At 48.8% G+C, this 26699-nt stretch carries 24 protein-coding genes; 12 read left to right on the plus strand and 12 right to left on the minus strand.

Annotation, left to right across the window (positions count from 1 at the left end; all coding sequences use genetic code 11):
• Positions 1–21: 21 nt before the first annotated feature.
• Genes traK through DYU05_RS05755 form a run of 5 tightly spaced genes read left to right on the plus strand, consistent with a single transcriptional unit; the run spans position 22 to position 3860 of the window.
• Positions 22–639, plus strand: coding sequence for a conjugative transposon protein TraK (traK, locus tag DYU05_RS05735; RefSeq protein WP_117382003.1), 618 nt, complete (start codon positions 22–24; stop codon positions 637–639).
• A 2-nt stretch (positions 640–641) separates the two neighbouring features.
• A complete protein-coding gene (locus DYU05_RS05740; RefSeq protein WP_117382004.1) occupies positions 642–977 on the plus strand; it encodes a hypothetical protein in 336 nt (111 codons plus the stop codon).
• A 7-nt stretch (positions 978–984) separates the two neighbouring features.
• Complete coding sequence (gene traM / locus DYU05_RS05745; RefSeq protein WP_117382005.1) at positions 985–2223, plus strand: conjugative transposon protein TraM; 1239 nt, start codon at positions 985–987, stop codon at positions 2221–2223.
• Between the two features lie 9 nt (positions 2224–2232).
• Positions 2233–3051, plus strand: coding sequence for a DUF4138 domain-containing protein (locus DYU05_RS05750; RefSeq protein WP_117382006.1), 819 nt, complete (start codon positions 2233–2235; stop codon positions 3049–3051).
• Positions 3052–3089: 38 nt separating this feature from the next.
• Positions 3090–3860: a hypothetical protein gene (locus DYU05_RS05755; protein WP_117382007.1), complete on the plus strand. Its 771-nt coding sequence runs from the start codon at positions 3090–3092 to the stop codon at positions 3858–3860.
• Positions 3861–4043: 183 nt separating this feature from the next.
• Here DYU05_RS05755 and DYU05_RS05760 read toward each other — a convergent pair whose 3' ends face one another.
• Positions 4044–4301, minus strand: a complete 258-nt coding sequence (locus tag DYU05_RS05760; RefSeq protein ID WP_117382008.1) for a helix-turn-helix domain-containing protein — start codon at positions 4299–4301, stop codon at positions 4044–4046.
• 91 nt (positions 4302–4392) lie between these two features.
• Between DYU05_RS05760 and DYU05_RS20870 the strand changes: the two genes are divergently transcribed.
• Positions 4393–4632 carry a hypothetical protein gene (locus DYU05_RS20870; RefSeq protein WP_133300168.1) on the plus strand — a complete coding sequence of 80 codons (240 nt, stop codon included), beginning with the start codon at positions 4393–4395 and terminating at the stop codon, positions 4630–4632.
• Here the strand turns inward: DYU05_RS20870 and DYU05_RS05765 are convergent.
• Positions 4562–5716, minus strand: a complete 1155-nt coding sequence (locus DYU05_RS05765; protein WP_117382009.1) for a hypothetical protein — start codon at positions 5714–5716, stop codon at positions 4562–4564. The two genes, DYU05_RS20870 and DYU05_RS05765, sit on opposite strands and share 71 nt — an antisense overlap.
• A 247-nt stretch (positions 5717–5963) precedes the next feature.
• On the opposite strand from DYU05_RS05765, the gene DYU05_RS05775 reads away from it, so the two are divergent.
• Both DYU05_RS05775 and DYU05_RS05780 read left to right on the plus strand, forming a co-directional pair.
• A complete protein-coding gene (locus DYU05_RS05775; RefSeq protein WP_117382011.1) occupies positions 5964–7073 on the plus strand; it encodes a sensor histidine kinase in 1110 nt (369 codons plus the stop codon).
• Entirely contained in the window at positions 7055–7765 is a 711-nt protein-coding gene (locus DYU05_RS05780) for a LytR/AlgR family response regulator transcription factor (protein WP_117382012.1), read from the plus strand. The genes DYU05_RS05775 and DYU05_RS05780 overlap by 19 nt, the downstream gene beginning before the upstream one ends.
• On the opposite strand, the gene DYU05_RS05785 is transcribed toward DYU05_RS05780, so the two are convergent.
• The gene (locus DYU05_RS05785) at positions 7749–10742 is read right to left on the minus strand and encodes a lantibiotic dehydratase (RefSeq protein WP_117382013.1); all 2994 of its coding nucleotides are present in this window, start codon (positions 10740–10742) and stop codon (positions 7749–7751) included. The genes DYU05_RS05780 and DYU05_RS05785 overlap by 17 nt on opposite strands.
• 93 nt (positions 10743–10835) lie before the next feature.
• On the opposite strand from DYU05_RS05785, the gene DYU05_RS05790 reads away from it, so the two are divergent.
• Both DYU05_RS05790 and DYU05_RS05795 read left to right on the plus strand, forming a co-directional pair.
• Positions 10836–11288, plus strand: coding sequence for a MauE/DoxX family redox-associated membrane protein (locus tag DYU05_RS05790; RefSeq protein WP_117382014.1), 453 nt, complete (start codon positions 10836–10838; stop codon positions 11286–11288).
• Between the two features lie 55 nt (positions 11289–11343).
• Complete coding sequence (locus tag DYU05_RS05795) at positions 11344–11643, plus strand: DUF6520 family protein (protein ID WP_117382015.1); 300 nt, start codon at positions 11344–11346, stop codon at positions 11641–11643.
• A gap of 67 nt (positions 11644–11710) precedes the next feature.
• Here DYU05_RS05795 and DYU05_RS05800 read toward each other — a convergent pair whose 3' ends face one another.
• The 4 genes from DYU05_RS05800 to DYU05_RS05815 form a co-directional block, all read right to left on the minus strand.
• The gene (locus tag DYU05_RS05800; RefSeq protein WP_117382016.1) at positions 11711–13084 is read right to left on the minus strand and encodes a RagB/SusD family nutrient uptake outer membrane protein; all 1374 of its coding nucleotides are present in this window, start codon (positions 13082–13084) and stop codon (positions 11711–11713) included.
• A 9-nt stretch (positions 13085–13093) separates the two neighbouring features.
• A complete protein-coding gene (locus tag DYU05_RS05805; protein ID WP_117382017.1) occupies positions 13094–16255 on the minus strand; it encodes a SusC/RagA family TonB-linked outer membrane protein in 3162 nt (1053 codons plus the stop codon).
• A complete protein-coding gene (locus DYU05_RS05810; RefSeq protein WP_117382018.1) occupies positions 16252–17619 on the minus strand; it encodes a TlpA family protein disulfide reductase in 1368 nt (455 codons plus the stop codon). Before DYU05_RS05810 ends, DYU05_RS05805 begins: the two co-directional genes overlap by 4 nt.
• A 107-nt stretch (positions 17620–17726) precedes the next feature.
• Positions 17727–18038 carry a hypothetical protein gene (locus DYU05_RS05815; RefSeq protein WP_117382019.1) on the minus strand — a complete coding sequence of 104 codons (312 nt, stop codon included), beginning with the start codon at positions 18036–18038 and terminating at the stop codon, positions 17727–17729.
• A 327-nt stretch (positions 18039–18365) separates the two neighbouring features.
• Between DYU05_RS05815 and DYU05_RS05820 the strand changes: the two genes are divergently transcribed.
• Positions 18366–18659, plus strand: a complete 294-nt coding sequence (locus DYU05_RS05820; RefSeq protein ID WP_117382020.1) for a helix-turn-helix transcriptional regulator — start codon at positions 18366–18368, stop codon at positions 18657–18659.
• Positions 18660–18979: 320 nt separating this feature from the next.
• Here the strand turns inward: DYU05_RS05820 and DYU05_RS05825 are convergent, their stop codons facing one another.
• Genes DYU05_RS05825 through DYU05_RS05835 form a run of 3 tightly spaced genes read right to left on the minus strand, consistent with a single transcriptional unit; the run spans position 18980 to position 21428 of the window.
• Positions 18980–19411, minus strand: coding sequence for a hypothetical protein (locus tag DYU05_RS05825; RefSeq protein ID WP_117382021.1), 432 nt, complete (start codon positions 19409–19411; stop codon positions 18980–18982).
• A gap of 49 nt (positions 19412–19460) precedes the next feature.
• Positions 19461–20570: an NAD(P)-dependent alcohol dehydrogenase gene (locus tag DYU05_RS05830; RefSeq protein WP_117382022.1), complete on the minus strand. Its 1110-nt coding sequence runs from the start codon at positions 20568–20570 to the stop codon at positions 19461–19463.
• 18 nt (positions 20571–20588) lie between these two features.
• The gene (locus DYU05_RS05835) at positions 20589–21428 is read right to left on the minus strand and encodes an alpha/beta fold hydrolase (RefSeq protein WP_117382968.1); all 840 of its coding nucleotides are present in this window, start codon (positions 21426–21428) and stop codon (positions 20589–20591) included.
• 342 nt (positions 21429–21770) lie between these two features.
• On the opposite strand from DYU05_RS05835, the gene DYU05_RS05840 reads away from it, so the two are divergent.
• Positions 21771–22094: a Dps family protein gene (locus DYU05_RS05840; protein ID WP_205771794.1), complete on the plus strand. Its 324-nt coding sequence runs from the start codon at positions 21771–21773 to the stop codon at positions 22092–22094.
• A gap of 245 nt (positions 22095–22339) precedes the next feature.
• Here the strand turns inward: DYU05_RS05840 and DYU05_RS05845 are convergent, their stop codons facing one another.
• Together DYU05_RS05845 and DYU05_RS05850 are read right to left on the minus strand one after the other, a co-directional pair.
• Entirely contained in the window at positions 22340–24628 is a 2289-nt protein-coding gene (locus DYU05_RS05845; RefSeq protein WP_117382023.1) for a tetratricopeptide repeat-containing sensor histidine kinase, read from the minus strand.
• 654 nt (positions 24629–25282) lie between these two features.
• The gene (locus tag DYU05_RS05850) at positions 25283–26692 is read right to left on the minus strand and encodes a DUF3943 domain-containing protein (protein WP_117382024.1); all 1410 of its coding nucleotides are present in this window, start codon (positions 26690–26692) and stop codon (positions 25283–25285) included.
• Between the last annotated feature and the right edge of the window lie 7 nt (positions 26693–26699).

Below are 26699 nucleotides of genomic sequence, written 5' to 3' on the forward strand. Positions count from 1 at the left end.
GTTCACCATAAAATAGTAGCCATGTTTACACACCTCAAAAATATTGAAACGGCCTTTCGGCATGTGAAGCTGTTCAGTTATCTCCTGATAGCCGCCTGCACGATCATTTCCTGCTTTGCGCTATACAAAAGCTATCAAGCCGCAGACCTTGCCAGCAGGCACATCTATATATTGGCAAACGGTAAAGCTTTAGAAGCTTTTGCTGCTGATCGCAAGGATAACATTCCTGTTGAAGCACGGGATCACATCAAAATGTTTCATCACTACTTTTTCACGCTTGACCCTGATGAAAAAGTGATCAACGCCAACATCGGAAAGGCATTGTACCTGGCCGATGAAACCGCCAGAAATCAGTACAACGATCTTAAGGAAAAAAGCTATTACAACAACCTGATTTCCGGCAACATCAGCCAGCAGGTTGTGGTGGACAGCGTTCAACTCGACATTGATCAGTATCCTTATTACTTTAAATGCTTTGCTACGCAAAAGCTGATCCGCGCAACATCAACCATTAATCGCAGTCTGGTTACCCAGGGTTATCTCCGAAACGTGGCGCGTTCAGATAACAACCCGCACGGATTCCTAATCCAGCATTGGGAAACATTAGCCAACAGGGATACTACCCTTCAACATCAATAGCCATGAAAACACAAAGTAATGATAACAGCTCATCCACCGCGATCAATGACAAAATAGCGCAAGTGGTCTCGGCTTATATTGTAAGCGTTCAAGTTAAAATGGCAACAGCAATCGCTGGGCGGTTCAATGCCTACAGCGCTCCTAAGCAAAAGCTCGTGCTGTTGAGTATAGTAGCCATCACAATTGCCATCCTCTTAGCCGGGCTATTTACCAATTCTTATACGATACCGGCCCTTCATCAATCCTATAAACCCGCAACACATATCGGTATGGCATCCGACGTCAATCTCTCTGGAAGAAGGGATGCACAATTAACAGATTCACTAACTAAAAAATGATTAGATCATGGAAGCAACACTCAAACGAGGCAATTTGCCTGCACACGCTCCTGAATTTCTTAAAGAGCGTAAATTCTTAATGATGATACCAGTATTGATCTTTCCTTTTCTGACGATGGCCTTTTGGGCGTTGGGTGGCGGACGGAACAGTAGCCACATGACCAGCGAACAGACGGCGGTCAAAGGGCTGAACACTACTTTACCTCAAGCTAAATTTAAAAGTGATAGCGAGCAGGATAAAATGGGTGTCTATCAAACTTCCGGGAAGAACTCAGACAGTTCCGCAGCGGGCAGCATAAGCCAAAGCTTCGTTAGTTCGATGGGCTTTGCTGAACAGCAGGCTTCACAAGGAGAATTGCAAAACACATCTTCATTATCAAGCGACCTGACAGCGAGCGATCCTAATGAAGCCAAAATTCAGGCCAAACTTGCACAGATCAATACGCAGCTCAATCAGTCTTCGTCACCAGTACCAACGGGCGGTTATGAGCCGCAGTCCAATTCAGGTACAGAGGTTAAGCGACTGCAAATGATGATGGCTGCTATGAACAGCGGCAATGGCGAAGATCCGGAAATGGAGCAGCTCAGCCGCATGCTTCAGCAGATCAATGATATTCAAAATCCCGGCAACTCCGATAACGTCCTTCGCGCCCGCTCCCTGAAAAATCGTAACCGTGTCTATGCGGTAACAGCTGTAAGCGACGATACAGAAGAACATGGCGAAGGCGCTAATATCAGGTATGCAAGCAATCAAACCGCGCAGGGCGAAAATGCGGAAGGGAATACCATTCAGGCCGTGATTCACGAAAATCAAACGTTGGTCAGCGGTGCGGTGGTTAAACTGCGGCTGCTGGACGGGATCTATATTAAAGGCAAAATGATCCCTAAAGGCAGCTTTGTTTACGGCACTTGTGCTTTGAATAATGAGCGCCTGGATATTAAGATCGCAAGTATACGCTACCTGAATAACATATTGCCGGTCGCACTTACCGTCTATGACCTGGACGGCCTCGAAGGTCTGTATGTGCCGGGTTCTATCAGCCGCGACGCTGCAAAGAACGGAATGGGCAATGCCGTAAGTTCTATGCAGCTGATGAACATGGATCAGTCCTTAGGCGCACAAGCAGCCGGGGCTGGTATTGAAGCCGCTAAAGGGCTGTTCGGCAAAAAAGTAAAACAGATCAAGGTCAAAGTTAAAGCCGGATATGAAGTACTGCTGAAAGACAGTAATGACCGGGATAATTAAGGAGGTGATATGAAAAGACTAACAGTAATATTTTTCCTAGCGTTAATAGGCAAATTAGCGTTTGCACTGGATACCGCCTATGTAAGCCACGACAAGGTGACAGCATTATTTTTTCAAGGGCCAGTTAAGGTGCTCGGCAGCCAAAGCTGCAAGTACGTGATTACGGACAAAGGCAATGGGGTGTTAACGATCAAAGCAGTCGCGTCGAATTTTAAAAATGTTACGCTCATTGTTCAGGATCTAAGCACCAAAAAGGTCTACAGCATCCCGGTAGCTTATTCTTATGGACGAGCAGGGCGACGGATTGGTTATGGTAGTACGCTTGTACGTACCCTAGTAAATAACAGGCCGGAAAATACCGAAGAGATTATCGCGCAGCAATTAGCATCAGGAAAGCGTGCAGATGTAGCTACTCATGAAAAAACGGGCGGTATAAAAGCATGGATCAATAAAGTTTCGCTTGCAGGTAACCGGATCTATTTACGGCTGGATCTGCGAAATCGCTCGAACCTGTCTTACGGGATTGATTTTGTCCGCTTCTATATCCGTGACCGCAAAACTGTGGACCGCATGGCTACCCACGAACAGGAGATCGTCCCGCTTTACAGCACTTTACGAAGTCCTACAGCCGTGACCAAAGACCATGAAGTTGCCAAAGTTTTTGCCTTTAAACGGTTTTCCTTATTAGATGATGAGGCGCTATTCATCGAAGTTTACGAGCGTTCGGGTAACCGGCACCTTTATTTACAGATCAGGCAGGATGATCTGGATGACCTCAAGGTAATACCAATAATATCAGATGCCCCACAGGCAATTGCATCGAATTAATATCAATTCAAATAACAAACGTTTAAATTAATTAAGTTATGAACACACAAAATGCAGAATTCCTGAAAAAAAGCCTGTTGAACTTAGGCTTCGGAGAAAAAGTAAATGCCCAGCTGGACAGGGAAATGGACGCTAAAACACCACAATTTACCTTGGGTGTCACTCACGAATTCAATCATAAAACAATTGATTACCAGCTGCACTTTAAAGCCGGCGAAAACGAGGAAATGTACTTTTTCAATAAGTATGATGCCAAAATCCGTCACGGCGAAGATCCGTCAAAAGATGTTGGGCAGACTTTCTACATCAATAAGGGTCACGGTGTCACTGCCAAGGAGGCTTTCAATTTGATGGAAGGCCGTTCGGTTCACAAGCAGCTGACTAACCTGGAAAATCAAAAGTACCAGGCCTGGCTAACACTGGATGACCAAAACTTAACCGAAAGTGGTAATAAAAAGATTAAGCACTATCATGAAAACTACGGCTTTGATGTCGAAAAGGTTATTGCCGGTAAGGGTATTAAAGAATTGGAAGATCCGAAAGCAAAGGAGGAACTATTGTACTCCCTGAAAAAAGGCAATGCACAACAGATCACTGTCAACGGCGGTGAGGGCGATAAAAAGTATTACATCACCGCGAACCCGCAATTTAAGACCGTTGACCTTTACGATCAACAGATGAAGAAGATTAAACGGGAAGAGCTATTAGGTACCAATACAAAAGCTTCAAAAAGCTTGAAATCAACTAAGCAATCCGAGGAGGAACCGCTAAAAAAAAAGCAGTCGCGTAAAAGCAAAATGAGTGTTTAACATTTCAGGCAACAGGTCATCACTGACCTGTTGCTATTTACCCTGAATTATTGGTAATGATAACACTGGATGATGCTATAATAAAGATGATTACACGGGATCCGGCAATTTTGCATAATTACCATTAAGGGTCCCTTCACTGCAACATATAAATTTCTTTCAATGAGGTGGTCTGAAGATCCTTTAAAGATCGAAGCCTTTAAAGAACTCCTCAAGGGTAATGTTCAGCGCTCTCAGTACCCGAACCAGGGTAGATAATTTCAGATCCTCGCCGTTTTCGTACCTCCAGACCTGAGCCCTGCTCAGGTTATGTTTAAAGGCAAATTTTTCGTAATTGTCCTCTCCCGCTGCGATCCGCAGCTCCCGAATCCTTTCTCCAAGGCGTTTGAGCACTACTTCCTGGTATTCCTGTTCCTGAGGTGTACGCTTTACGGCAGACATGGAGTAAAATAAACCATATTGCTGCAATAAAAGTACCTCTTATGAGATACAGCTTTTAAGAAACAAATTGTATATTTGAGTAATCAGATCAATGAAAGACAACTTGTTTTTAGAAAAACCGCTTTCAGAAACCGGCCTTGGCAGAAGTTTCTGCATGAAGGGCGAAAGAATGGGAATAAGTACAGTTGCTGACGTATGCCGGTTACCGCCTGCCGAGCTCATTGCCAAGAAAGACTTCTCTTACCACTGGCTGGCTGTATTCACCAGCTACCTTGAAAAAAATGACATGCTGCACTTGCTGCAGCCAGGACCGGGAAGAAGTTCCGGTTGATCCTGGAGATCATCCTTTGAAGGAGGTCGCGCACCCTGGCAGCTGTTTGCTGATCAACGCTGTAGAATTCCTTACTGAGACTTCCTGGTGAAACAGTCAGCTGTCGCTTGGTAGATACGCCTCCGGAGATCATCCGAAAGAGGGAGGTGAGCGTGGCAGTACCAAATAGCTTTTCCTGATAGAACAATTTGAAAATAAAGGCCAGGTGAGAAACGGACAGATCAAAATGCATCTTTTCAGCGGCTTTGCCGTTTTCCACCGACGCTGCCTGTTGCACACAAAGTTGCAATTCTTCGTTCAGCCACCCCGTCAGCATCTCCTGAATCGATGGCCACCCGGGATAACAGGCGGGAGGAAGTGCGCCGGTGGGATACCGCAGCTTGAGGACCTTCAGTTCACCCGCTCTTTCGGTCGTTGTCATGCCATCCAGTCGGTCAGCTATTTTCTTTTGCACATAACCAATGTACCGCAGGTCGTTATAGTTGAGTTCGGCAAGAAGTCTGTGCAGCCGTTCTTCCGGGTCAGGCACTATCTCCGACTGTCCGGAAAACGCTTTCAGGAAGGTTTCAAAGTAGCAAAGATCATGATAGGTCAGCACACCCTGCCGGTCAACATGCCGGACATACGCAAGAAGTACCTGGCGAAGGGCGGCAGGTATGTCCCATCCTTCAAGATTTGCAGTTACCCTGCTGATTTCTCCGGACAGTCGCTCCCGGACAAAGTTGCGGTAAGCAGCAGGAGCTTGAATTTGCTTGTTCAGGTATTCTCCAAAATAATAGAGGAGGTGGCCGGTCAGGTTATTTAATAGTTGCCTTAGATCCTCACAACGGGAGTCACACGAAAGCCCGGAAAGGGTATCCGACAATGCCGAGATACCCTTTAGATGATAATTAAAATAGCGCACGAGCGCCTCTTCTGATGCCTGAGAAAACCCGGCGGCTTCCCATCGGGTACAAATCCTTCGGTATTCCGCCTCTTTATCCGGAACGTCAAACGATGTCATCGGATACAGCCCTGCATTCCCCTGACCACCGGTTGCGGATAACAGCAGGCTTTTCAGCCGGCACAGCTCGTCTTCAAGCATAACCGACCTATCTGGCAAAGATGTGGGTGGTAGTCAGCACCGTTGAGGTGGTCGTCGTCGGATCAACCGATGAAGTAGTGGTGGTGGTTCCAAAGAAGGCTTCCGAAGAACGGAAACGGTGGGTAGTCCTGATTTTTGATTGCGGAAGTTTGTTTTTCGAGTTGTTCATGATATTTAAAATTATTTACACTAAATTATCCTTTGCCATAGCACTTGGCTCTTCTGTTACGTAAACGCGCTTTTTAGCATGATGAAACGATGCCTGAGCTTATTAACAAAATGGTACGGCAGGATCCCCTGGCTCACCTGCCTGTGCTGGATGCTGTTCGTCAGCTATGAATTGCTGTTTGTCTACCTTACCCGGCAGCCATTTGGGAGTACGGTCACTTACCTGATATATTACAGTATTAATATCAGCCTGTTTTACTGCCACCTTTGGGTGTTGAATACTACATTTAGGTCTGACAAGCCCCGAATATTAAAAGGCCTGGTCTTGCTCACGCTGCAATTCACCGGCTTTCTCCTGATCAAAGCGATACCGGACCTGCTCTTCACTGAACCTGGTCTTACTTTTTCCGAAAAGCTCCAAATGGCGGGCAGGTATGCGACTTCCAATATTGTCAGAAACATCTACTTCATGGTATTTGCCACTTTTTATTGGGTTGCGGGTAGAGCTGCCCGCTACAGGCAAAAAGCAGCCAGTGCTGAACGGATGGAAATACAGGCACAGAAAGAAAGTGCAGAGCTCCAGGTCCGGCTTACCCGGGCAAGAAACCTTTACCTGCAACAGCAGATGAACCCGCATATGCTTTTCAACGCATTGAACTTTGTGTACAATAAGGTTCATGCCTCCTCCCCGGAGGCAGCTGATTGCTTGGCCTGCCTGTCCGACCTTGTACGCTTCACCCTGGATGCAGCGGATGCCGAGGGAACAGCCAGCCTGGCCGGTGAGGCAGCGCAGCTCGACAATCTCCTCCGCATCAACAACTATCGTTTTGAGGGTAAGCTCTGCATTAGCATGGAGGTATCCGGTGAACTGTACCGGTTCCGGATTTTGCCGCTGGTGCTGCTGACGCTGACAGAAAATGTTTTCAAACACGGGGACCTGACGTGCACGGAGCGGCCGGCACACCTGCTGTTGACGGTAACCACAGAAGGTATGCTCCATTATCGCTCCAGTAACAAAAAGAAAGCAGCAACGGTGCATTTACGCGAACGACGGTCCGGATTGGACAACACCAGGGAACGTCTGAAGCTTTTTTATAAAAATGATTTTACATTAACAACTCAGGATACCGAGGACCAGTTCGACCTCGATCTGACCATAAACTTACAGCGATGGAATACACCTGCCTGATCTTGGATGATGAGCCCCATGCACTGGAACTGCTTGCCGGTTATGTTAACAAAACACCGCAACTTAAACTGACTGCTACCTGCATGAATCCGTTAGCAGCCCTGGAGATCATCCGGCAAAAGCAAACCGATCTTTGTTTTGCCGATATCGACATGCCGGATCTTAACGGCCTGGACCTTGCAGACCTGGCTGCAGGATATACCACGATGATATTCACGACTTCATTCCGGGAATACGCTGTGGAAGCGTTCGAAAAGCGGGCAGCCGACTACCTCCTCAAGCCGATCACTTACCCGCGTTTCCTGGCGTGTATCGAAAAGGTGAAGAACAGCAGCGAGCGGGTGGGTCCTGAAGATCATTTCTTTATCAAAACCGAGCTTAAAGGTAAACTACTTCGCCTGCCGGTTAACGGCATCCGGTATATTGAAAGTGCGGGCAATTACGTGGTTATCAATTTAAAAACTGAGCAGGTAACTGCCTACCTCACCTTATCCGAGCTGCTGGAGAAACTTCCTGCTGGCAGATTTTCAAGGATACACAAATCGTTTGCCGTAGCCCATGAGGCTATTCGGTCAATGGAGCACCTGCAGCTGCGGCTGGACGACGGAACGGTGCTGCCAATCGGCAAAGCGTACACTGCCGCGTTTATGGAACATATTGCACCATTTACCTTTATCAGTAAACGGACTTAGCAGACCTGTAAATCAAAGAACGAAGCAGCTTGGCCAGACAGTAGTACACCAGCAATTCCTGCTGTCGCTGCCTGGAGCGAAATGTCCTGTTCACCTGCATGTGGACCAAATCGGCAACCAGCCTGCGTCTTTCCGTTTCAGTCAGCTTGGCGGAGGCGGTGCGGCACAGTCGGACCTTGTCCTTCAGGTCCGCGGACCCGGGCAATTCAGCCTCAAGGTTACCTCCGCTGATAATTGCCGTCAGTAATTCGATTTCAGACCTCAGCAAACGATACCGGCTGTCAACGTCCTGTTTGAGGTCTTTGACTGCGCCGAATTCCTCCAGGAAACGAAGCGCGATATCATCGCAAAAAAGCTGTGCTTCACTGACTTCTTCTATAAACCCGGAAATGATCAGCCACGCTGATAAAACCCCGAGCCCGAATGGGGACGACGCTGCATGACCCGGTGCTTTCCGTCCCAGAAAAGACAGAACAAGCTTGCTGCCCTCGCAGAACACCGCCTCTGCAAAGGGCATCATTTCAGCCCCGTAACGTTCAAGTTCAGGCTGGTAAGTATCCAGCTGGAGTTCCTGAACAAGCGTTTCCAGACGAGCCTCCCTGACCAGCCGCTGGAGATGGTGCAGCATCGCTCCTGCTTCTGCCGGTGCCACCTTTATCCTGAGGCGGATGTGATCGCCCGGGTCTTTATACCGAACGAAAAACCATTGTTCGGCTTGTTCACGGAACTGCTGTAACAAAGGCTGGACAACTAGGAGCAGCAGGTTAGCTGCTGCTGCAGGAGAGCAGTATATCTTCAGGTAAAGCCATTCGCTGCCTGGCGGGTAAGCACGCGTCAGCGAAGCAGGTACCCGGCGTATATTACCCAAAAAAGGCTGATATACAGGCTGTCTGTGGTGCGCAACTGCAACAAACTGGCCGGCCAGCGGCTTACCGTTCGACTTTGTGGATCGGCCCGGCCAAAAATATTCCTGCAGCCTTACCGATTTTTTGCCCTTCAGGCACTCTGCGAAAAATACCGCTTCATCCCGCTCTCCCAGATCAAACACCAGCACCTGGTCGTGATCACCCATAACCACCCGCTGCGGCAGTTGATATAGCATCCGGAAGTGCCGGACATTGACAAATGTTTCCTCTGGTGTAGCTCCCCTGAGCCGTTCAATGCCGCCGGTAATCCGCCATTTTGCAGGAGAAAGCACAAGTCGGCCCGATGCCACTCTTGGGTAGAAGTCCAACCCGGGAAAAAAGTTTTCCAGATCAAGGGAGAAGGCTGTGGCCAGGCCTTCATGCTGCAGATCACTTAAGAAACGGAATATGCTTAATCCGTTTCTCGCAGGATTATAAGCGGAGGCCAGCCGTGGTATGACACGTTTGCCGAGCCTCGTTGAAAACAGTACCAGCTCGTCGTTCTGCAGCACGATGGTCAGTTCGTCCGGGCGAAGCTGGTATTTACGGGGAAGGTTGGAAAATACGTTCAGGGGAATCTCATAATTAAAAATGCGCTCCCGCCGGTTAATATTGTCCACGTGGGCATCGGATACCTGCCCGATATCCGCAAAAATAATATCCGGGTTCGCTTGCTGTTCCAGTGCGGCAATCTTCCGGCATAGCGCTGCAGCCTCTTTATCGAAGGCCGAAAACCTGCCTAGCAGCGCAGTACCCGTCGCCCCGCCTGCCTGTTCCAGGACGACATGATCCACAACAGTGCGAAACATTACGGCTGTAGTATTGGGAAAGTTTACTTTGGATGCTTCCAGCCCGAAAGTATCGAAATCCTTTTCATCGATCTCCAGAACAGCCCCTTCACCCCGCTCACGGGCACGCTGCCAGCGCGCCATCAGGAAACGGTGCAGCATTGTCCATCTTTGCGGGGCCGGGCCGGGTTGCGGTTGCGGGAACCGCAATCCTTCCAGCAGCTCATCCTCCCCTCTTAGTTCATCGGTCAGGCCCGTGTAGGCTATTCCCATATCCGGATCGAGCGCGGTTAGTAAAGGCACTTCGCGCTGGTCGAACTTGCGTTGAAATTCCTTTTTGAATTGCTGCATCAAAGCGTTTTCAGTCACCTTGGCAATTCTTTGCATCAGCCTTAAGCCACGTTCAAGTTCCGCCTTTACGTCCGGCGAAGGACCACCGCTTTCCAGTGGCCGCTGAAAAGCGGCATAAAAAGATTGTTCCCCTGACTCGGCTGAAACCACCTTATCAGCAGCTAAGGCTGCAACTGTTCCCTGTTTAAGGTGAAAACCCGGGGTCTGGCGGGGTAAAAAGCGGTAATGCGTACTCGGCGAAACGGCTATAGCGGACTGCTGTTTTTCAGATAACAAAACCTGCTCTTTCAATAAATAGGAAAAGAAGTCCGTGGCTTCCTCTGGTGTACAATCACCCAGCCTGGAGATCGCTCCCAGGACTGTTCCGGGTTTTGATCCACTTTTGACTAAATACGCAAACAGGCGTTCGTAGAAAGGCTCGGCTTCAAGGGCCTGCAGCGAGAATTGCAGCCGGTATTGCTCATCCTGCACCGAACGGACAAAGCGGTATTCCGTTCCGCAGCGGTAAAGCAGCGGGTTCAGGCAGACCCGCTTAGCCTTTTGTTTTTGAGAATTCTGGTCCTCCTGAGACTGTAACCAGTGCTGGTCAGGCAGCAGGTGCAGCTTTGATCTACGTTCACCGCCAAGCAGCGCCACCCCGGTGTCGTCCCACTGCAGCAGGGTAAAGCCTGCAAATAGCCCGTAAGGCACCGGGCGGTAGGACATACGGTTATAGTACTTCAGCGCTGCCAGACGCGCCTTAGTATCCAGCCGTTCATGATCGAAATGATTGGACTCCATCAGTTTGTATAACCCGGTACTGGCCAGGTAAACTGCGTTCTGGAAAACCGGGTCGCGTAGGACGTCAGGCAAAGCAGCCGGATCATACTGTGTATAGCTGTAATAAGGCGTCCTTAGAAAAAGATCATCCAGAAGTTTATAGCCGCAATCCATCCCTTAGCCCTCCATCAAAGGGTATACTACCCTTTTCCCACTGTTATTGCGCAGTTTGACTGCTGTACTTTGTGTCAGCAAACAAAAACGATCATGAAAAACCTGCTCAAACCGCTTACCGCATCGCTGCTCATCCTGCTCTATAGTTATGCGGCGTTCAGCAAGCTGCTGCAATTTGAGGAATTCAGAGGTCAGCTGTATAACCAGTCTTTTCCGCATGCCCTGGCGGAGGTCCTGGTCTATCTGATCCCGGCAGCGGAGCTGCTGACTGCAGGTCTGCTGCTCTTTACCAGGACTGAACGTGCCGGCCTGTTCGCCTCGCTGGCGCTGCTCGCTGTTTTCACCGGCTATACCGGCCTGGTGCTGGCGGGCTACTGGTCCCGGGTACCCTGCTCCTGCGGCGGTATTCTCAGCCATATGGGCTGGGGCGCGCACTTTGCCTTCAATCTTTCTTTTTTGATCCTCAACCTGATCGCCACATACAGCGGCGTTAAACACGCTGCCACCAAAGAACAAGGGAGAGCCGAAAACCTTCGAACAGAGTAGGCGCATTTTATTCACCAAAAGTTTTCGTTCGTTTTTGAATTTAAAAGCGTTCTGCATGATGAAAAATCTGAAGTTGAAAATGGCCGCACTGGCCCTGTTGATCGGCAGCGGAGCCGCTTTCGCTTCCGTAAACCACAAACCTGTCCTGAACAAAAGATGGGGGCTGGACCGGAGCAGCGGCCAGTATGTCGATGTCACCGGCAAAATGGTAGGCATTGGCTACGAGTGCACCGGCACCTCGGAGACCTGTACAGCAGAGTTCCCGTCCGACGTGAACCCGAACAATCAGGCCGGTGACAGCCACCCGGGCACGGTAGCCGGAACGAACATCGAACCGGGCATTTTCGCCCAGTAAGGTGCTGCTCCCGTTAGGAGAAAGGCAGTTGCCGCAAGGCGGCTGCCTTATTTGTTCTATATTGTTTTTAGCGTTCATTCTGGACCAGGTTGTTCAGACGTACCTCTTCCGCAGGGATTGGGTAGGTATACCATTTGCTGTTCGGTTCAAGGGTGTATGTTTTACCCAGGATGGTCCGGCTGAGCGCAATGGCAAACCGGGGATCCGGGTTCAGCCGGCGCAGGTCGGTCCAGCGGGTGCCGCGTCCGGTCAGTTCCTTCCTGCGCTCCCTCAATACCAGTGCAAGCGCCTCTTCGCTGCTGCCTGCCGTGAGCGGCACAAACGTTCCCGCCTTCCACCTTTTCGATAGAAGGGTATTCAGGTCTGCCAGGGCAACAGTGGTACGGCCGCCCCTCGCGCTGCACTCCGCGCGTGTGAGATATAGCTCATCCGTAGCTATACCGGAAAAGGCGGACAATATGCCCGCGTAGTTCCCTTTGAATTTAAATCCCGGCGGAAGCGAACGGAAGAACACTGTGCTGCGGAGGTCATTAACGGCGTAGCTGCTGTAAAGTGCGGGATCAGCCAGGGTTGGCGAAGCGGAGGAGGTGAAGGTATAAGACAGGGCCACGGAATAAAAGATGATCTCCTCATTGCTGTTCGGCAGCGCACGCGGGAACGGCCGGGTTGCTGCGGCATTCACGGTATTGTAGTCGATCAGCGCTGCATTTTGCTGAAGGCAGGAATCCGCGTACCGGCCGGCGACTTCATAGTCGGCCATGTTCAGATAAACCCTGGATAAAAGAGCGAAGGCTGCCGCCACTCCGGGCCGGGTTTTAAAAGAGGTTGCAGCAGGAAGCAGCCGCCTTGCGGCAAGCAGGTCTCTGATCAGCTGCGCATAACAATTCCCAACAGTACTCCTGTCCGCTTTAAATGTCACGTCACTGCTCAGGCGCAGCGGAACACCAGGGTCGGTTGCTGCCGTTAAAGGGTTATAAGGCCGGGCAAATTCCTGTAGAAGATTGAAGTAGGCATAAGACCGGTAAAAAAGAGCGGTTCCGCGCAGTGCATCCTTGTCCGGGCCGGTTGCTGTACCGAGCTTGTCCAACCCTTCCAGGACCACATTAGCGTAGAAAATCTGCTGGTAGGGAATGTTCCAGTCGCCTGCCTGGGCATTGCCGAAAATATCAGGCGACCAGGTATAACTGGCCCGTTCCTGTTCCAGCAGGTAGCCGTTGTATCCTGTTTCGGTAGTCCACGTATCCCCGTCCGCATTGTTGAACAGTCCGGGTGAGAGGTTGAACACCTGGTTGTTGTCCAGCAGGAATTGCATATCGGCAGCAGTTTGCGGCACCAGTAGGGCTTTGTCAGGGCGCTCATCAAGGAAATCTTTTTTGCAGGACACGAAAGTGAGGAGCCATGCAAAAAGGACAGGGAGTATCAAGGAGAATCTTTTTTTCATATCATTGAATTAATATTTATAGCGGATGCCGCAGGCGATCGTCCGGGTAAGCGGATAAGTATTGAAATAATCAGGGTCGAGATGAGCCTTGTTCGCCCGCCATATAATGCCGAGGTTGGCGGCGTAGACATATAGCTGCAGGCTGCCCTTCTGCGGAGACCAGCCAAGTCGTACATCCTGGAGGCGGACGTGGTCGCCTTTTTCTACCAGTGCGGAAGAATACGTGTAGAACTCGTCCCGCCGGTTGTCCGTCGCTGCAGGAAGAGAAGGTACCACCGTTTGGGTCTCATCGCCGGGCTGCTGCCAGCGTACCGCATAGTCTCCGTTCTGTCCGAAGAGTCCGTAGTCAGCACCGTATCGAATGGAAGTGCGGCGGAAGTAATAGCCCAGTTTGTAGCTGATGTTGGCAGAAAGGCTCCAGGCACCATAGCTGAAGGTGTTCCGCAGCGCGCCGAAGACCAGCGGTCGCGAGGAGCCGTGAAAAACAAGGTTGTCCGGCGTGGCTGCTGCAAGTATTGCGGCATAGTCCTTACTCACCCTGCCGTCTAGGTAACCCTGCGGGTCCCCCGTTGAGGGGTCCAGCCCTGCCCAGCCATAGCTGTAAACCGCAAAGAGCGGCCTGCCGGTAAGCGGGTAAGCGCCGAGCGGGCCGTCGGTCAGGTAAGCAGCAGCGGAAGCCTGCCGGTCGTAACGGCTTACCTTGTCCGTTACATAGCTCAGGAAAAAGCTGGTGGCCCATCCCAGCCGCCGGGTCAGGTTTCGGGTGTCTATGTTCAGGTCAAGGCCGTGCCCGCTGGTCCCGGCGGTATTACCTGTAAAGAGGGTAATTCCTGTCGAAGGTGGATAAGCAGCCTGCCCGATCAGATCTATACCTTTCTTCAGGTAATAATCCAGGCTGCCCGCAACGCGGTGGTCAGCCAGTGCGAAATCCACACCAAGGTTGATATTGCGGACCCGTTCCCACCGCAGTGAAGGATTGGGCGGGTTAATGATCTTTGCATAGGGTAAGCCGGTTTGGGAGGTGCTGCCATCCAGATAGCTTGCAGTGGTGAAGGCGGATAGGCTTTTGTTAATGTTACCGTTGTATCCGAAAGTTGCGCGGAACTTTAGTTCGGGAAGCCAGCCCAGGTGATAAAACGCTTCACGCGAAAGATTCCACGAGAAGCCGGCAGAGTAGAGCGGCACACCTTTCTGGTTGGTCCGCACGCCGAAAAGATTGGACTGATCGAGCCGCCCGCTTGCTGAAAAGGTAAGCCGGCCATCGTAGGTATAAGCTGCGTTCGCGTAGTAGGAACGGGAATGGTCCGTTGCGTCACCCTCAGACAGCCCGGAAGGAATGGGTGCACCGATATTGGGGTTATCATAAAAAGTATACGTGCTTACATAATCGACCGGCCTGGAGGTCGCGTGTTCCGGGTCGTAGCCGTAACGGCTGCTGCTGTTTGAAGTAACATGCAGGGATTGCACTTCGTACCCTCCGATGGCGCTTAGTTCATGCCGCAAACCAAAATGCCGGTTGTAATCCACCTGAACCCTGCCGTCGTGATGTACGGATCCACCTTCGGCCAGGTCCAGGACAGCGCCTGGGGGAACAGGCTGGTACAGGGTACCGGTTCCGTCATCCTGAGTGTACCGGTTAACCAGGTTACGTGCAGCATAACTGCCAGCTGCCAGCAGATTACGCCCTGTGCTCTGCCCCTGGTCATACTGGTACAGGAAGCGCGCATCCAGCCCGTTAAAAAGCTGGTACTTGACCCCGGTGTTGAGCCGGGCATTCAACAGCTTGCGGCGGTTGTCAGCAAGCTGCAGCTCTTCCAGCGGACGATAGTTCCAGTCGAGCAGGCCGGCTCCGGGTGCTGCCGATACGAAGTCGGCACGCAGGTCTTTGATCACTGCTAACGGCTGCCCGCTCGCATCTGCCAGCTGCGCATAGGGATAGAGCTGCTGCCCGTTGTTCCAGGTCAAGGAAAACGGATTGTTCCGGTCCGTTGTTGTCCGGGCGACGTTAAGGGCAGCGCTTAGCTCCAGTCGGGGGCTGAGCCGGAAAGTTTCAGAGGCGTTCAGGGTAAGCCGGTCAAAACCATTGCCTGCTTCCCTGTCCAGGTTCCGGTCATAACCGCCGGAAAAGAAATAACGGTTCGCAGCAGATCCGCCCTCGACAGTCAATGCGTATTGCTGCTTGAAAGATCGCCTGTAAAAATATTTTGAGAGGTCATCGCGCAGGTCATGTGTGCCGAGCATCGTAAGTTGCCGGTTCACCTCTTCAGCAGAGCGCAGCCCCTCACGGCCGGCGAGCAGGAGCTCTACGGCGGGAGAGAGCGGCAGGTGTCCGTCAGCCGACAAAGTGCCGTCAAAATAGCCCTCCGTGAACAGCCTGCGCTCGATGCTGAGGTAGTCCTCAGGGCTCATCCGGTTAAGCTGCTTAAGATCAGGGCGGCTGCCGCCCTCCACGGTAGCGCTGAAACTAACCTGCGGGGCACGGTTAAATCCGCCCTTTTTCGTAGTGATTACGATTACCCCGTTGCCCGCACGGGTACCCCAGATCGATGCCGCCGCCGCATCGCGCAGTACGCTGATGCTCTCCACATCATTAGGGTTGAGATTTTCTATGGGCTCGTTGTACGGGAACCCGTCAACAACGATCAGCGGATCGGCATTGGAGAACAGGGTGCTCTGTCCCCGGATAGACAGCCGTGTTCCAACCGGGTTAAAGCTCAATCCGGGCACCACGTCCTTCAGACGGTCAGTGATGTCGGTAGAGAAGCTGCGGTTTATCAGTTCCCGGCCAACCGTTACAAAGGAGCCGGTCGCCCGCTCTTTGGGCAGTTGCTGATAGCCTGTTGAGACCGTTACTTCTGCAATCGTATTAACAGCAGGTTCAAGCACGATCTTAATAGTATCCCGCAACGGAAGTATAATGCTGCGTTCAAAAGGGACAAAGCCGGTATAGGTAACACGAAGCCGATAATTTCCATGATTAGCGCTCAGGCGAAAATGACCGGATGCGTCAGTTATCATCAGGCGGGTTCCGGGCAGGAGCGCAATTGTTGCGCCGGATACCGGATGGCCAGCAAGGTCAAGGACACGCCCGTTAATTGCTGCGTTCTGCGCCCGAAGCGATCCAGTGTAGCAGCAAAACGTGAGCAGCATTAAGTATAAATAATATTTCATGGGATAAGGTTAGCGGGTGAATGATTAGCAATTGCAGCATCACGGATAACAAGCATGTCGACCACGGCTTCCCGCTGAACAAAAGCAAGCCCATAGGCGGCAAGCTGCTGATTCAGCGACGTGATATCGGTGAGTTTGCCGGAGAATTGCACGTCGACCCTGCCGGAATAGCCGGTCTGGTCAATCACGGGCAAAGTTGATTTCTGCAGATAGAGTGTCTGTAGCCGCATCATCAACTGTTCAAGGTGAGCGTTTTGCAGGTGGCAGCTGAACGCATTGATGTCGGTGACCACCGGACCTCCTTTTGTCTTCAAACGATCTGAAGTATCCGTCCGCACCAGCGCCAAACAGGGCGTCCGCACCGCTTCTACACCCACCTGCCATTGCGGGAACATGCGGCGAAGGTCCGCCTGTATCATCGCAAAAGCCTTATCTCCTACGCCGGCAGGCACGACCAGCTCATAACAGTACCCGTGACCTTCGGCCTGCCAGGCATTATACGCTTGACCAACCAGTTTGGAAGTCATCTGTGCAGAATCTTTAGATAGTAATTTCAACCGGGCTTCAGGAAACCAGCGTCCGCCCTCACTATAGGCAAGCCGGCAAAGCCACGTAAAAGGCACGTTTCGGACTGAAAACGACTGGGGTTTGCCGGGGGCATATTCAGATATCCGCAGGGCCGCGGGGAGGCCGGGCACGTAACCGGAAAGAACGGAATGGTAGATAACGCCGGAGCCGCTGCCGCCGTTACCGGCTATAAAGAGCGGCTTTTCGGGATCGAATGGTATGCGCAGGTCCTTCTTTTCAGCAAGAGGGGCATTGCCGCTGAGCATTGCCGTAATGTTCCTCTGGTTGACTTCGCCGAACTCAGTGATGGCACGGACAATTCCATTGGCATCTATCCAGACGTAGTGTGGCAGGGAGCGGTGCGGGAACAGGCGGTGCAGCGCAACGTCGCCGGTCACTTCCGGCAGGTTAAAAGGTCTGATTTGCTGCAATGCGGCAAGAACCGGTGCAACGGCACTTGGCTTTTCATAGGTAACCGGCAGAAACACCATGCGGTCACCGAATGAGCGCTGGAGAGAATCCATCACCGGAACCATCATCCGGCAGGGCGCGCACCAGGTTGCCCAAAAGTCCAGGATCAGCAGTTTGCCGCGAAAGTCAGACAGGCGGGCCGTTTTGACAAGCTTCCCTCCCACTCGGAGATTGCTGATGCCGGTGATCAGTACATCAGGGACTTTCTGCCCGATGGAAACACCGCCTGCGGTGATGTTTTCAGTATAGTTTTTGATATTTAGTTCCTGCGCTGCTGCCCGAAAAAAAAGGCTAAGAAGGGCCAGGAAGCAAATTTTGTGCTTCATATAATACCATTAAAGATGAATGAGTTTAGTAGCTAGCAGGAAGTGGGATCACCTGCGCGCCTCATTCGGGCGGGCAGATCACAAGCAGCCACGAAGAGATAATAGGTCTAGGCATGTGCTTGTCCTCCATTCTGCATGACCGGGTAAGGTGCCCCGCTCGCCTGGTGCAAAGCACTCGCTGCCCTCACTAAAGCTACTAACTGATCTAAGAGCGAGGCAAGCTCTTCTGCTGTGACCGCCTTTTTAAACACAACTGATCTTTCTCCCAGGCCGGCCAGAGCGGCCAGCGCAAAAAGCTCCCAAAGCAGCTCTCCTACCCTGCCCGGGTCCCAGCGCTTAATAAAGGCATGGATAACCTCGTGCGGCGTTATGGCTGCATCAGGAATCTGATCATAAAGGTTGTTAAAGACGGCTTCCATTACACAGTGTTCGGTTAATACACAAGCCGGTATAAACGCCAAAGGCGTGGTACCCAGCCATTCGCCGCTGAGGTCCTAGGAGACCTTGAGAACGAATAAGCCGGGCCCACGCCTATAGCGTGAGCACCTTACTTACCCTCCTGTTCTCGTTTGAATTTCCTAGGTTCCAGCGACAAGAGATTATAAGTGCAATGCCTCAATAATTTGAAGACTGCAATAATAAAATTAATTTTTTACTTCATCAGAAAGCTAATGTAGAATATTAATTTCAATGTGTCAATACTGACACAAAAAAATACTTTAAATTTTTAGACTTTTCTCAATCGCATGATTGAAGAAAATCTAAAGGAAAACTATCGCAAAGTTGCTTTCAATCTTTATACTCTTAGAACCGTTAAAGGCTGGACTCAGGAACAGTTGGCAATTTTCAGTAATGTAGAGCGCGCAAAGATTAGTCGAATTGAAAACTACAGAGAAGATTTTCTGTTCTCCACAATACTGAAACTTGCGGCCACTTTGGACGTACCCACCCAAGCTCTTCTTGATCTCAGTGTTGATGTGCCTCCTGATTTTGAACAGAATCGCAAAAAGCAACCAAAAAAAAGGAATAAACAGTCATAATCACAATATTTAATTACCAACTTATGGTATTGAATGAATATGCCGAGGTTTACTGGCAAAAGACTTACCTGGGAGCACGCAAAAAGGATCAGTATACAACCAGCGATAATATGTCAGTACATCTATGCCAAACTCACCTACAAACCTAAACCAATCAGATCCTATAGGTAGGGGCATTCAAGAAACGAAGTTGGTGGAGCGTTTATGACAAATGCGTCGATAGCTCCAAGGGTTCGGGTCCGTTCAGTTCCGCTAAATTTCCTTCTATGAGCACTTGAAGGCATGCTATTGTTTTGGGTAAGCGAGTTCATCCTGGATCATCATGGCCTGGCTGTTCCGCTGCATACTGCGACCGGTTTGGCAGGGGTGTTAGTTGGGGCGCAGTTATCCAGACAAATCCTGGACAGGAACACCGGAAATTTGCAATAAGCCATTAAAATGATCAGGAGCAGGTAACTGATCATCCGAACTGCACCTGGTATAGCTTTGGCAAAAAATCGCATATAAGCTATCCAGGCAACCAGTAAAGCGAGCATCAGCAATCCGATCAGAAATGTCTCCGGAAATAAGCTAAATGCTGCAGCGACAAACAGACTTCCGCCAAAATAGCCCATACCTGCGGTGTGCATCCGGAAGCGTGCAAAAAGGTCCACATCCTCCTCATCACTACCTGCAATGATGTTGTAAGCCATAATAATAGCCGTTAAGGCTATAAAAACAAGCAAGGTAAGGGAGAACACGTCAAACCACATAAGTAAATAATTAAACCGGCCGCCGGCAGTGCGACCGGTATTTGAGAAACTAAATAATAGTCAGCTGATCAAACCTGATCACCGGTTTGATGGTAACGCCTTTTTCAGAATCTTCCGCCGCCTGGTTCATTTCCGCGGGATCGTAAAATTTGATCAGTTGGTCAAAGGGAAATTTTCCGGCCTTATGAAGCGCTACAAGTTGCGGTATAAAAATTTCCGGTATGCTCTCGCCTTCCACGATCCCTTTTATAGTCAAGCCTTTTCCAACCATATAATTGGCATCGAAAGAAACCGCAGTGTGAGAAGCACCTATGATGCCGCAAACCCCTCTTGATTTCAGCGCGTAAAGCGCTAAATTAATGACCTCGTTCCTGCCTGTTGTATCCAATGCGTAGTCAATGCCGTCGGAATCAATGGCCTTGATGGCGTCCGCAAAATCACTTTGTCTGCTGTCGAGCGTATGGGTAGCACCAAGCTTGAGCGCGAGTTCCAGCCTGCCGGCATTAATATCGACCGCGATGATAGTTGTGCAGCCCGTGGCGGCTGCAGCCATAATAGCCGACAGGCCCACTGCACCGGTACCAAAGATCAGGATGCTGGAGCCGGGTCCGGGCTTCAGGGCATTAATAACTGAGCCCGCACCGGTTTGGATGCCGCAGCCCAGCGGACCGAGCAATTCCAGCGGGACGGTTGGGTCTACTTTAACCACATTGATCTCCGGGGCAATGGTATAAGTGCCGAAAGATGACTGCTGGAAAAAGAAGTCATTCAGCCCATCATTTTTTTGGTGGTGCGCATGACTGCCATCTGCACGGCCGCCGCCGAAATTCAGGCCTACAAAGTTGTAGCAATAAGAGGGGCTGCCCTTGAGGCAGTTCGGACATTTGCCGCAATGTCCGTAGCTGATCACCACATGATCACCCGGTTTAACTTTTGTCACTTCGTTTCCTACTGCTTCGACAACGCCGGATCCTTCGTGACCCAGCACGATCGGTAATGGTGCGGGATATATTTGGTCCCTCGCAGCAAGGTCGGTATGACAAATACCGCAGGCCGTAATTTTAATCATTACTTCATTGGCGCGGGGCCCGTCAAGCTCCGCTTGTTCGAAGGTAAACGGCGCGTTTTTTTCTTTAGTTACAGCTACTGTAATTTCCATTGAACTTGATTTTAAAGGTTATTTAGTAATTGTTAACAGTGTCAAGGTCACCTGTTCGGGCATTGAAAGGAAGGGACAATGCCCGCTATTCAGATTGTACTGCTTTGTTATCCCCGCAGCCTTGGCCATCCGGTTTTGCAGGTCGATGCCGACCGCGTGATCCAGTAAGGTATGGATGTAGTATTTATCTACCGCCCCGAAATTCGCTGCTGTGATGGTAACCTTATCGCCGAATGGGATCGCCGGCTCCACCCTGAACATTGCGTTCACCTGGGCCTGCACCGATGCTGGCCCGTCCTGGCAAAAAATGTTGACCACCTGATCCCTTTTGATGTCCAGGGTCAACTGATCAGCTGAAGGTATAATGTTAGGTCCGAGCAGCGATTGGGCATCGGTACCGGCCAAATCTCCAAGCGACTGACCGGTCGCCGGTAAAAATGCACCGATATACACCAGCTTTTCAATTTTGTTCGGAATAACTTCTGCAACAGATGTAATGACCATTCCGCCCATGCTGTGGCCAACAAGGACAACTTTTCCGCTAACGCCGTTAATAGCGGCGACCACTTTGTCCCGATAAGCATTCAGGTTCAATGTGGCCGGTGGAGTTTTGTCCTCACCATGCCCCGGTAACTCAACCACGATCACTTTATGGCCCGCAGCAACCAACCCTGCCTGGACGTTCTGCCAGACCCATGCCCCCTGCCAGGCCCCGTGGATTAGCACGAATGTTTTTACCGTTTTGACGTCATCGTCGTTCTTCGAACAGGACGCGAAAACACCGAGGGACATCATGGCAATGATTACCAAGGCCGTGAATCTTTTTAAAAGAGCAGCTTTTTTGTTGTAGTTGTTCATATCATTTGTTTTATGCATCCCAATGCCAATAGGGTACCATATCGCACATCTAACTATAAATCAGTAATTTGATTTGATAACTACCTTAAGCAAAGCGGATATTTCGTAAATGCGGTGGGAGAAATCCGAAATGTCGTCACTTTGACATTGATCCCCTGGGTTGATTGATTTAGTCCATAGGCTGTTTCCGATTCGTTGAAGGGTGACGATATATCGAGCCTGTTCGCGGGTTTCACGAAACTTCGAATTTTACAAGTTCAATAATTTTATAAGTGGTTAATTTTCAATAGGATATGTTACGGCGCGGGTTTTGCATCATGGAGATTATCAATGAATAATTTCATGAACAATGATATTGGAAATACGCCTGTCGCGACCCCTGAGGTCGCGCAGCTTTTAACAAAACTGCTCGCCGAGGAATGCGTGCTTTATACCAAAACCAGATATGCCCATTGGAATGTCGGGGGTCCTATTTTTCATACCGTCTCCGTATTCTTTCAGTCGCAGTACCAACAATTGGAAGAAATCTTTGACAGCGTTGCAAAAAAGATCCGCACCCTGGGCCATTATCCTATCAGAATTTTAAAAGTTTTACTGGAACATACCCAAGACCGGCGGAAAAAACGACAGTTGCGCATTTATCCAGGAATTATTAGCGGACGATAGCATCGTTGAATATATCCGGCAGAACATCAAAAGCAGCGCTGATCAATATCAGATTTGGTACAAGCCATTTCTTAACCGGACTGATCAAGACCTATACAAAATGACCGGCTGCTATCAACACCTTCGAAACCGAGCATTATTAAACACCAAGTATGTGGAAAAAGATTAAATATTACTTAATTGCTGTCTGGATAGCCAAGCAGTTAAAAAAACCCTGACAGCGATATTTTTATGACGTTAATCGCCTAGCTGGCAACAGTGCCTAAAACCTTTTCAATCATAAATTCTACGCTAATGTGCAAACCGGATTGATTACGGATTTTGAAATCCCCGCCCAATTGCTTACTCAATGCTTTCATCATTTCCATCCCAAGTGAAGAGGCGTTTTTTAGATCAAAATTTTCAGGTAACCCGCACCCGTTGTCGCTGATATGCAACATTAATCCATCTCTGCCTACCTGGTGAATAGCGATTATGATCTCTCCACCGTCCGGATTGAAAGCATATTTAATAGCGTTAGTAATTGCTTCGTTAAGGATAAGCCCAAGCGGTACTGCCTGAGCCAGATCAATGTTAAAATTCTCGACGAGCTGTTCGATTCTTATCCGGTGGCGACGAGTATCAAAGCAATCTGCCAGGTAACCAACAAGATCTGAAACATATGCTGCCATGTTAATGCTGGATACATTGCTGCTGGTGTACAGCTTTTGGTGAATTAGGGAAATCGCCTGCACCCTGTTTTGACTCTCCCGAATTGCCTCCAATGCAGCGGTATTTTCCAGGTAGGAACATTGTGAGCTTAGCAGACTCATAACGATCTGAAGGTTGTTTTTTACCCGGTGATGCACCTCTTTTATCAGCCAATCCTTATCCTTGAGCAACTCATCTTTATCGGCCAATAAATCTTCCTTCTCTAATAACAATTGTTCGAGTCCAAACTTTTGCCGAACGATCTCTTCTTGTTGAATTCGCAATTTATCATTAATGCGTTGTTTTAAGCGAAACCGATTGTAACCTATGCCCAGTAGCAAAATCGTGACTCCCAGCCCGCCTAATAGAAGCTTCTGATCCGCCTTAGCCTTATCAGCTTTAAGTTCGGATTCTTTTTTCAAGAACTCAATATCTTTTTGCTGCATTAGAATATTATGATCCTTGCGCTCACTATCAAACTCCGCGTTGTACAATGCAATTTGACGATTTTTTATCACGCTATTGGCTGAATCTGTAAAGGTTTTATACTGTTGAAAATGGGAAATAGCGGATTTATATTTGCCGAGAGCCGAATCTACTTTAAACCAGTTAAGCTCATTCTTGCCATTCAACTCATAGATTTTTGTAGATGAGCCAATTTGCTTGTTCATCTCCAGTAAGGGGTAACATAATTTATACTGTTGTGTTGCTATGTAATAGCTAATGATATAATCTACAGGCCTTTTATAGGTTTCTTTTGTGCCGGCAGGATTTAACTGTTGTATTTTGGCAAAATAATGTTTTGCCTCGTCAAATCGTTTTAGCCCCAGATAGCCGAGCATCATCTTCCCATAGATCGCTATATTAAGCGTAGTCTGCCCGTTAAGGAGTGGTGAGGCTTCTATGCTTTTCAAAATCTTAACAGCTTTCTCATATTGACCGCTACCAAGGTATGCCGTTGATAAATTTATAGATACGGTGATTACTGATACTTCTGATTTGAATTCATGGGCAATTTCCAGCGATTTGAGCAAATAGTCGATGGCCTGTTTATAGTTATTTAGACCTATATAGCACTGCCCGGTACGGTTGTAGATCGTACATAACTGCAGCGAATGGTCACCGTTAATTTCGTAAGATTTGATAGCTAGCAATTCATACCTTAAAGCGTTCACCAAATCGCCGTATAATCTGAGCGCCGACCCCAGCAAGTCATAAACGCCATAAAGTTTTTTATAATTTATAGTGGAATATAGTGCGATAGCCTGCTTGAGGTTTTGGATTTCTTCGAGTGTGTTATTGGCACCCTGGAAGGTAAGCAGATCGGCGATGTCGATTAGGGTTGAGGCAGTGCGCTCGATCTGACCTGTTTTCTGGAAAAGATCACACGCTTTTCTGTAATAACCGATTTTTTTTAGACCTTCTGCTCCTTCGTTTTCATAACATTGCCCTATCGCGATATAAGACTCTGCCTGGTTTCGCAAATCATTTTTTTGAGTGAACAAAAGTAGCGCAGCGTTTGACTTTGCTGCCGCCTTTTCTTTTTCTCCTTTTAAGTTGTAATAAAGAGATAATTGAAGGTCAGCCTGCCCTTGAATATGCCAGTTCTTATAATTGCGGTTTAATTGTATTGCTTGATTTATAAAAATAAATGCACTGTCAATCTGAGATTTTTGAACACCGGAGAAAGTCAACATGTGCTTTGAAAGCTTAAGTAAATTGTTTATTCTGGCCGTATCCCGGGTATCACTTTTTAATTTTAATAACAAAGTTTCTTTATCTTGACTTACCCCGATTTTCGACTGAATTGTTAAAAAGACGATGAGAAACAAGATTTTTTTCATGAGCTAATTGTTTAAAAAAGGCTAAAAGTATTGTAGTATCTCCAGGAAAGGGTCAACAAAACCTAAAGATTGTCCCCCTACTATGAATTGAAATTTGACAAATCATAAAAGTCATTTTTTAAGATAGGTCTTTTTTTTGAACAGCGATATAAAACATCATATAAATGTAAGCAAGCCAGCTTCGGTAAAAAGGTATTTTTTATCGATTCTGTTGTACAGATTATCAGTTTAAAAATAAGACGGCAATAAGCTTGTTTTGGAGTCTAAAGACGCGTAGTCATTAGATAATCAGCGCACTATTTTAATTGGGGCTTTGGTTTCACTTACGTTCCGGGGATCGCAAGGATATCTTGGCGGTTAAAACAACGTAAATCGCCCATGCTTGAAGGATATGTTTTCCTAACAAATGGCAACGGCCCAATCTATGAAAGATACCGAAGGTCTGGCAGGAACGGCCACATGAATATGACTGCTCATCGGCGTGAATCGACTTATTAGTGTGACAAGTTATTTATAAATTGTTTAATCGCTAATGAACCAATTTGATATACCTTCAATGGTGTATTTAATTTGCTCTGAGAAGGATCTATGCAACGGATAACGCATTCATCTTTGTGTTTTGATCTTTTAGGTTAATCTAGTAAATGCCTTTAACTAAAGGGTAAGTGTATACCTGATTGCGAATTTAATATATGGATATCGCTTGTTCGTATTGTTATCATCCTTGTATCTGCCTAATAAAGCGTAGTAGCCCCCTTCTGAGGTGACCGCGAAACCTTCTGTTAACATAAAACTAAGTTCGCCGGCCACGGTATGCAGATAGTAATTTGACTGATTTCCATTTACAGAATGCATCCAACCGCCTTTATAAAGTGCGCTAAAGGCCAGTTTATCAATGTCCAGCTTTACGGCGCCGTTGATGGCAATCCCAGGGCCGTAATCGTAACTTCTACCATTATAGGGATGACGGTTAGGGATGGCTGCCAAGATGACCGGGCCGGCGCCAAAAGACGTATTGAGCTTCACCTTCCCGGGCAGGTCATATTCTGTAAAGAGATTGAGCTTTACACTTTGACCACCGTAAAAGAAAGCTTCGTTATGAATGTAATCATAATTAGCGGAAAGGATCAGCAAGTATCGTGTCCGGTTTGACCCTTCCAGTTCCCAGCCCGTTATGGATCCGTACACACTGACGATATTCACTTTAGAACTGTCGTCCTGCCCTACTTCCGTCGTGATCGAGATATTGCTGAATGGTTCCGTAAACTTCTCGGCCGGAGTTCCATATAATAACTTGATCCGGCCATACCAGCCAAATGTATTTCGACCGGGGAATTGATTTGTTGCGGTGACCCTGAAACTCCGCGCCCCCAGGTCAAAAGCTACGCTAATTTTTGATGAATCTGCTTCCTGGTTACTTTCTGTTTCACGACCCCATTTACTATCGATCATGCGGCTAAAGCCATTCATTGGATTGATTAACGTGGCTCCAGTTTCGCTAAGCTGCCTCTTTAAACCGCGCCGGTGATAATTAATCAATTTATTAGCCAGCCGGTGAGTCATTTCACCTAATACTATGCCACCAAAAGTGGTGTTAATGAAGTCGTTAGGTGCAGGTGCCTGATTCTCGGCGGTGGATTCCCAAAAGTAGCTTCCGGCCGCGGTGGCCAGTGCGGATTGCCAAAAATTATACCCGTTAGCCCTGAAGGAGTTGTAAAATAGGCTGCCATGAAAAGGATGCCCCAACTGGTTGGTTTGAAACCGGTCATTGTCCCAGGTCCAGGAACCTGGATTTAAATTATGGCGGATGGTGCTAAAGGATATTCTGGCATAATCCGCATTACGGACATACCGGTCAAATGACCATGGCAAAACTTCTGCCAACGCCCAGGAGCTGGCGGCCTTGCCAAAGTTCTTTTTTACCGCTGTGGTTTTAATGATGGACGTTTCGGTAGTATCCAAACGATTTGGCCTGTAAAGCGGCATTTGTTGCGCTATAGCGAAAATGGGCAGGCTTAAAAGAGAAATTACGATCCAACAGCTTATAATTATTTTGTTCATCATGACGTTT

The organism is Mucilaginibacter terrenus, assembly GCF_003432065.1.
GTDB classification, from domain to species: domain Bacteria; phylum Bacteroidota; class Bacteroidia; order Sphingobacteriales; family Sphingobacteriaceae; genus Mucilaginibacter; species Mucilaginibacter terrenus.

Coding starts and splice junctions, on each gene's coding strand:
- DYU05_RS05790 (WP_117382014.1), top strand. CDS start 10,836: ATGAAAAACCTGCTCAAACCGCTTACCGCATCGCTGCTCATCCTGCTC.
- DYU05_RS05810 (WP_117382018.1), bottom strand. CDS start 17,619: ATGAAGCACAAAATTTGCTTCCTGGCCCTTCTTAGCCTTTTTTTTCGG.
- DYU05_RS05800 (WP_117382016.1), bottom strand. CDS start 13,084: ATGAAAAAAAGATTCTCCTTGATACTCCCTGTCCTTTTTGCATGGCTC.
- DYU05_RS05755 (WP_117382007.1), top strand. CDS start 3,090: ATGAACACACAAAATGCAGAATTCCTGAAAAAAAGCCTGTTGAACTTA.
- DYU05_RS05850 (WP_117382024.1), bottom strand. CDS start 26,692: ATGATGAACAAAATAATTATAAGCTGTTGGATCGTAATTTCTCTTTTA.
- DYU05_RS05760 (WP_117382008.1), bottom strand. CDS start 4,301: ATGTCTGCCGTAAAGCGTACACCTCAGGAACAGGAATACCAGGAAGTA.
- DYU05_RS05795 (WP_117382015.1), top strand. CDS start 11,344: ATGATGAAAAATCTGAAGTTGAAAATGGCCGCACTGGCCCTGTTGATC.
- traK (WP_117382003.1), top strand. CDS start 22: ATGTTTACACACCTCAAAAATATTGAAACGGCCTTTCGGCATGTGAAG.
- DYU05_RS05780 (WP_117382012.1), top strand. CDS start 7,055: ATGGAATACACCTGCCTGATCTTGGATGATGAGCCCCATGCACTGGAA.
- DYU05_RS05750 (WP_117382006.1), top strand. CDS start 2,233: ATGAAAAGACTAACAGTAATATTTTTCCTAGCGTTAATAGGCAAATTA.
- DYU05_RS05835 (WP_117382968.1), bottom strand. CDS start 21,428: ATGAACAACTACAACAAAAAAGCTGCTCTTTTAAAAAGATTCACGGCC.
- DYU05_RS05765 (WP_117382009.1), bottom strand. CDS start 5,716: ATGCTTGAAGACGAGCTGTGCCGGCTGAAAAGCCTGCTGTTATCCGCA.
- DYU05_RS05785 (WP_117382013.1), bottom strand. CDS start 10,742: ATGGATTGCGGCTATAAACTTCTGGATGATCTTTTTCTAAGGACGCCT.
- DYU05_RS05775 (WP_117382011.1), top strand. CDS start 5,964: ATGATGAAACGATGCCTGAGCTTATTAACAAAATGGTACGGCAGGATC.
- DYU05_RS20870 (WP_133300168.1), top strand. CDS start 4,393: ATGAAAGACAACTTGTTTTTAGAAAAACCGCTTTCAGAAACCGGCCTT.
- DYU05_RS05815 (WP_117382019.1), bottom strand. CDS start 18,038: ATGGAAGCCGTCTTTAACAACCTTTATGATCAGATTCCTGATGCAGCC.
- DYU05_RS05825 (WP_117382021.1), bottom strand. CDS start 19,411: ATGTGGTTTGACGTGTTCTCCCTTACCTTGCTTGTTTTTATAGCCTTA.
- DYU05_RS05830 (WP_117382022.1), bottom strand. CDS start 20,570: ATGGAAATTACAGTAGCTGTAACTAAAGAAAAAAACGCGCCGTTTACC.
- DYU05_RS05820 (WP_117382020.1), top strand. CDS start 18,366: ATGATTGAAGAAAATCTAAAGGAAAACTATCGCAAAGTTGCTTTCAAT.
- DYU05_RS05840 (WP_205771794.1), top strand. CDS start 21,771: ATGAACAATGATATTGGAAATACGCCTGTCGCGACCCCTGAGGTCGCG.
- DYU05_RS05740 (WP_117382004.1), top strand. CDS start 642: ATGAAAACACAAAGTAATGATAACAGCTCATCCACCGCGATCAATGAC.
- traM (WP_117382005.1), top strand. CDS start 985: ATGGAAGCAACACTCAAACGAGGCAATTTGCCTGCACACGCTCCTGAA.
- DYU05_RS05845 (WP_117382023.1), bottom strand. CDS start 24,628: ATGAAAAAAATCTTGTTTCTCATCGTCTTTTTAACAATTCAGTCGAAA.
- DYU05_RS05805 (WP_117382017.1), bottom strand. CDS start 16,255: ATGAAATATTATTTATACTTAATGCTGCTCACGTTTTGCTGCTACACT.